This window comes from Candidatus Thermoplasmatota archaeon (assembly GCA_018814355.1).
Lineage (GTDB): Archaea > Thermoplasmatota > Thermoplasmata > UBA10834 > UBA10834 > COMBO-56-21.
Genome location: JAHIZT010000086.1, coordinates 1 through 3927 on the forward strand (window position 1 = coordinate 1; position 3927 = coordinate 3927).

The 3927-nt window shown below is 54.9% G+C and carries 6 protein-coding genes; all 6 read right to left on the minus strand.

Going from position 1 to position 3927, the window contains the following annotated elements; all coding sequences use genetic code 11:
- Positions 1-163: 163 nt before the first annotated feature.
- Complete coding sequence (locus tag KJ653_06465) at positions 164-499, minus strand: hypothetical protein (protein ID MBU0685470.1); 336 nt, start codon at positions 497-499, stop codon at positions 164-166.
- Between the two features lie 272 nt (positions 500-771).
- Positions 772-1206: a hypothetical protein gene (locus KJ653_06470; GenBank protein MBU0685471.1), complete on the minus strand. Its 435-nt coding sequence runs from the start codon at positions 1204-1206 to the stop codon at positions 772-774.
- A gap of 249 nt (positions 1207-1455) precedes the next feature.
- On the minus strand, positions 1456-1836 hold the full coding sequence (locus KJ653_06475) for a hypothetical protein (protein ID MBU0685472.1): 381 nt from the start codon (positions 1834-1836) through the stop codon (positions 1456-1458).
- A gap of 180 nt (positions 1837-2016) precedes the next feature.
- Entirely contained in the window at positions 2017-2562 is a 546-nt protein-coding gene (locus KJ653_06480) for a DUF2085 domain-containing protein (GenBank protein MBU0685473.1), read from the minus strand.
- Positions 2563-2590: 28 nt separating this feature from the next.
- On the minus strand, positions 2591-3406 hold the full coding sequence (locus KJ653_06485) for an MEMO1 family protein (protein MBU0685474.1): 816 nt from the start codon (positions 3404-3406) through the stop codon (positions 2591-2593).
- Between the two features lie 84 nt (positions 3407-3490).
- On the minus strand, positions 3491-3927 hold a 437-nt coding region (locus tag KJ653_06490), incomplete at its 5' end, for a 30S ribosomal protein S2 (GenBank protein ID MBU0685475.1).

The following is a 3927-nucleotide window of genomic DNA, read 5'->3' on the forward strand; positions in this document are numbered from 1 at the left end:
CCAAGTGGGACACGATCGTCGAGACCGCGAAGTCCAAGAAGATCGACAAGGTCAGGCTGGAGGAGATCGTAGCCAGCCTTCTTGACAAGGGCGAGATCTACGAGCCTGAGCTAGGTATGATGAAGAGGATATAGAGGTCTGAAAGGGGTTTCACTGAGTCGAATCAGCTCTTGAACTCGTCCTTCGATACGATGACCAGAATCAGGCCTATCAAGCCCAGGATGGACGGTATCACGAATATGCCGCCAATCAGGGCGATCATGAAGTTCTTCCTCTGGATCGCGTAGACCCCACCTATGAGTGATATCAGGCCAAGCACCAAGACCACGCCGCCGCAAGCCACCCCTGCGATACTGCTTCCGAGACTCGGGATGAGGGCGAGCGTGCTACCAGCCGCGATAAGCCCTCCAATGACGAGATATCCGAGACTTGCTAGCAATATCAAGATGCCTCCAGCAACAGGCATTGCTGATTCGCTCTTCTGAGCGGGCGGAGCCATCACTACCCTGTAGTCATGACCGCAGTATGGACACACATTAGCGTCCCAAGATATCGCGCGTCCACAAGAGACGCAATTTCTACTTCCCTGACCACCGGATGATTGCATCACCTCAAACCTCCTCTATGGGGGCCGATGCGGATTCTCCTGGCCCTCCTCTCGGTGTATCCCTGTAACACCTAGAATAAGGTTGCCTTTGGCAAGATGGAAAATGTGAAAAGTGGAAGGTGTTTACACTGCGGCCATGGGCCGCGCCCGACAAGTGCTCGCACTCAGCTGAAATCCTTCTTGGACACAGCAACAAGGATCAGGCCTATCAGGGCGAAGAGGCTCGCGAGCATGTAGGGTCCAATCAGGAACAATCCGAGGACCCCGCCCACTATGGCAAGACCCCAGTGCTTCCGCGTTATGCCGAAGAACCCTCCTAGCACGACGACGAGCGACAGGATGATCACTATAATGCCGCAGACCAACAGAATATCCGACAGTATGTCACCGACGCCAGCCACGTCGACTCCCCAGTCCGCCAGAGTGTCGACACTATTGGAGGCCACAATGAAAACGGCGCCGAGAACGAGTCCCATGATACCCGCAATCAGTATCAGAATCCCTCCGACGAGGGACAACATGCCCTTCTCAACAGGCTTCGCAGGCACTGCCTGCATCCTATAGTCATGTCCGCAATACTGGCACACATTCGCTTCCATCGCGATCTCCCGACCACAAGAAACGCACTTTCTAGAACTGCCTGGGGATCCCATCCCTTAACCTCCTATTCATCTGACAGTACCCGGACTGCCACAACCATGAATAGGCCAGGATTATAGAAGTATCTTTCTATTAATTTCCAGACATTATTGCCGCTTTCGACGATTCTGAGCCAATTGAAGAAGGGATGGATGCTGTACAGTATTTGCTGAAGAGAGACCGGGGACAGACTTCGTCCAGATCAGAGACTACTCGAACTCATGTCTCGAGAGGGCCACCAGGATTAGGCCGATCAGGGCAAGAATCGCTCCCAGGATGAAACCGATACCTACCATGCCAAAGACGGCACCTGCTATGGCGGCGAAGAAGTGCTTGCGCTTGAGAGCGAAGAAACCCCCGACAATCGCGATAAATGAAGACACAACGAGAATGCCACCGCAGATGACCATCAGGTCTTGGAGGTCTTCCAGGCTAACTTCGGGTGGAAGAGCGACCCCAACATCCTCCAGGGAACTCACATCCAGCGCCAGGTAGAAAAGGCCCATCCCAAGGGCCAAAAACCCCGCAACGAGTATCAGCACGCCCGCGATGACTGGCTTGTAGCTTCTGACCTTCAAAGGAGGGGCCATCTGGAGCCGATAGTCGTGTCCACAATAAGGGCATACGTTCGCATCCCAGGAGATTGACCTTCCACAGCCGACGCAAGACCTTGTATCAGACGACAAGGCAAACCACCAAAGTGAGAGAAATGGAGTTTTATCCCATCCTCTCAAGGCAGAATTGGAGTACTGGTTATAAATCAATTCCGATTATTTGTCGCCAGGGAGCTTCTGTGAGCCCTTCTCTCTGTCCTCCTGGGATACAAAAACGAAATGAGCCAGAAGCAGAGAGAGCACCAAGCCCGCGAGCATCCCTGTTGCCAATCTAAGGAGGTTGTTCGATTCATACGAAGTCACGGCTTGGACTCCCCCGTCCACTGCGATCGGGACGAGGCCCAGGATCACGAATAGGGGAGGAATCTTCCACCTGTAGAATGAGGCGAAGCCGAAGCCGATTGCGATCCCAACAAACAATCCCAAGTCTCTCGCGCAGAACGGCATCTGGTTCCCGTTGAGTGTGTAGCTTCGGTTCAGAAGCTGATGGCACTCCGCATCGCCGAGCCAGTAGATTGCGTGAGGTATCGCACCCAAGTCCTTGAACTGGTTCTCGTTCTCGTGGCCGCCCACTCGACCGGACAAATCGAGTAGCGTGTTCGAGGGAACGAGCATAGGTGAGATGACGACCAGGATGAGCCACACTAAGGATAGGAGGAACGCGGCCAGAAGTACCGAAGAAGTGATTCGTGGCAGCCTCATCGACACAGCAAGCATCTGGGCCCTAATCTTACTTCTCAATTACAATCGAAGCGTAGCCAACGACGTCTCTCATCGGCTGGACATCGCCTGAGGTGGCGTATTTGAGAACTGTAGCCCTGCCACCAGTGCACGCAATCATGGTCGCCATGACTGGGCCATAGCCGCACATGGATACATCCTCGTCCCTGACTACATCGTACAGCTTCTTTGGATCCATCGTCCTGACGGCATCGAGGACCATGCCATCTTTCCTCTGGGCCGTCTCCTTGGTGACATAGTGGGACAGGTCCGTGGAGGCTATCACGACTACGTCCTTCCCCTTGATAGCGTCCCTAATCACCTTGCCGACTGATACGGCGGCATCGTAGTCCTGGAAGCCCATGCATAAGGGTACGAACTTGATCTCTGGCGAAAGGTACTGCAGGAACGGCAGCTGCACCTCAATCGAGTGCTCCGCCATGTGCGCTTCCTCGTCTTCGTCCACAAGGTCTCTCCTAATCGCCTTGGCCAGCTCCCGATCGACCTTGACGACGCCTAACGGCGTCTGGAAGTCTTGTGTGGTCACGGCAAGCCCCGATCCACGGCCAGTATGGTTCGGACCGAGGACCACGAACGCCTGCGGCAGGCCGTCCTCCGCTATCCTGGAATACAGATGGGCCGCCACCATGCCAGAGAAGACATAGCCCGCGTGGGGCGAAACCCCGCCGAGTACCTTTCTTGGTCCGAGACTGACTTTCGGTAATCTACCTGGTCCCAATCTCCCCATGAAGCATTGCTCGATCTGGTCCCTTAGAGCGCGCTCTCCACCCTCGTAGAACGTACCTGCAACAGAAGGTCGTCTCATTCTCCTCCTCTCCCCGGAGCAGATATCCCACGCTCACCAATAGCCTTTCGCAGGAAATGATGCCTGAGACTATGTCAAGCCGGCCTAGAGAGACGCCTCGAACTCCTCGACGGTCATCTGGAAGTCCTCATCCGAGGCACACTGTCCTTTGGCCTTCATGATCTCCCTGGTCAGGAGCCAGTAGATCGTCGCGAGAGCGCGTCTACCCTTGTTGTTGGACGGTATCACAAGGTCGACATACTTCGTCTCGTTGTTCGCGTCACATATGCCAACGATCGGTATCCCGATGTTGAGGGCTTCCCTGAGTGCCTGCTCATCGGCTGCGGGGTCCGTCACGAAAAGGACCTCTGGCTCCGTGAACTTCGGCAGAATCGGATTGGTAAGCGATCCGGGGACGAAACGGCCGGCGACAACCATCGCACCAATGCTTTTCGCCAAAACCTTCGCGGGCTTCTGGCCGTACTGCCTTGCTGAGACAATCAAAATCCTCTGCGGGTCGAACTTCGAGAGGAACTTCGACG

Bases quoted from the DNA above. Each gene is read 5' to 3' on its own strand.
- KJ653_06465 (MBU0685470.1), bottom strand. From the start codon at position 499: ATGGCTCCGCCCGCTCAGAAGAGCGAATCAGCAATGCCTGTTGCTGGA.
- KJ653_06470 (MBU0685471.1), bottom strand. From the start codon at position 1,206: ATGGAAGCGAATGTGTGCCAGTATTGCGGACATGACTATAGGATGCAG.
- KJ653_06475 (MBU0685472.1), bottom strand. From the start codon at position 1,836: ATGGCCCCTCCTTTGAAGGTCAGAAGCTACAAGCCAGTCATCGCGGGC.
- KJ653_06480 (MBU0685473.1), bottom strand. From the start codon at position 2,562: ATGAGGCTGCCACGAATCACTTCTTCGGTACTTCTGGCCGCGTTCCTC.
- KJ653_06485 (MBU0685474.1), bottom strand. From the start codon at position 3,406: ATGAGACGACCTTCTGTTGCAGGTACGTTCTACGAGGGTGGAGAGCGC.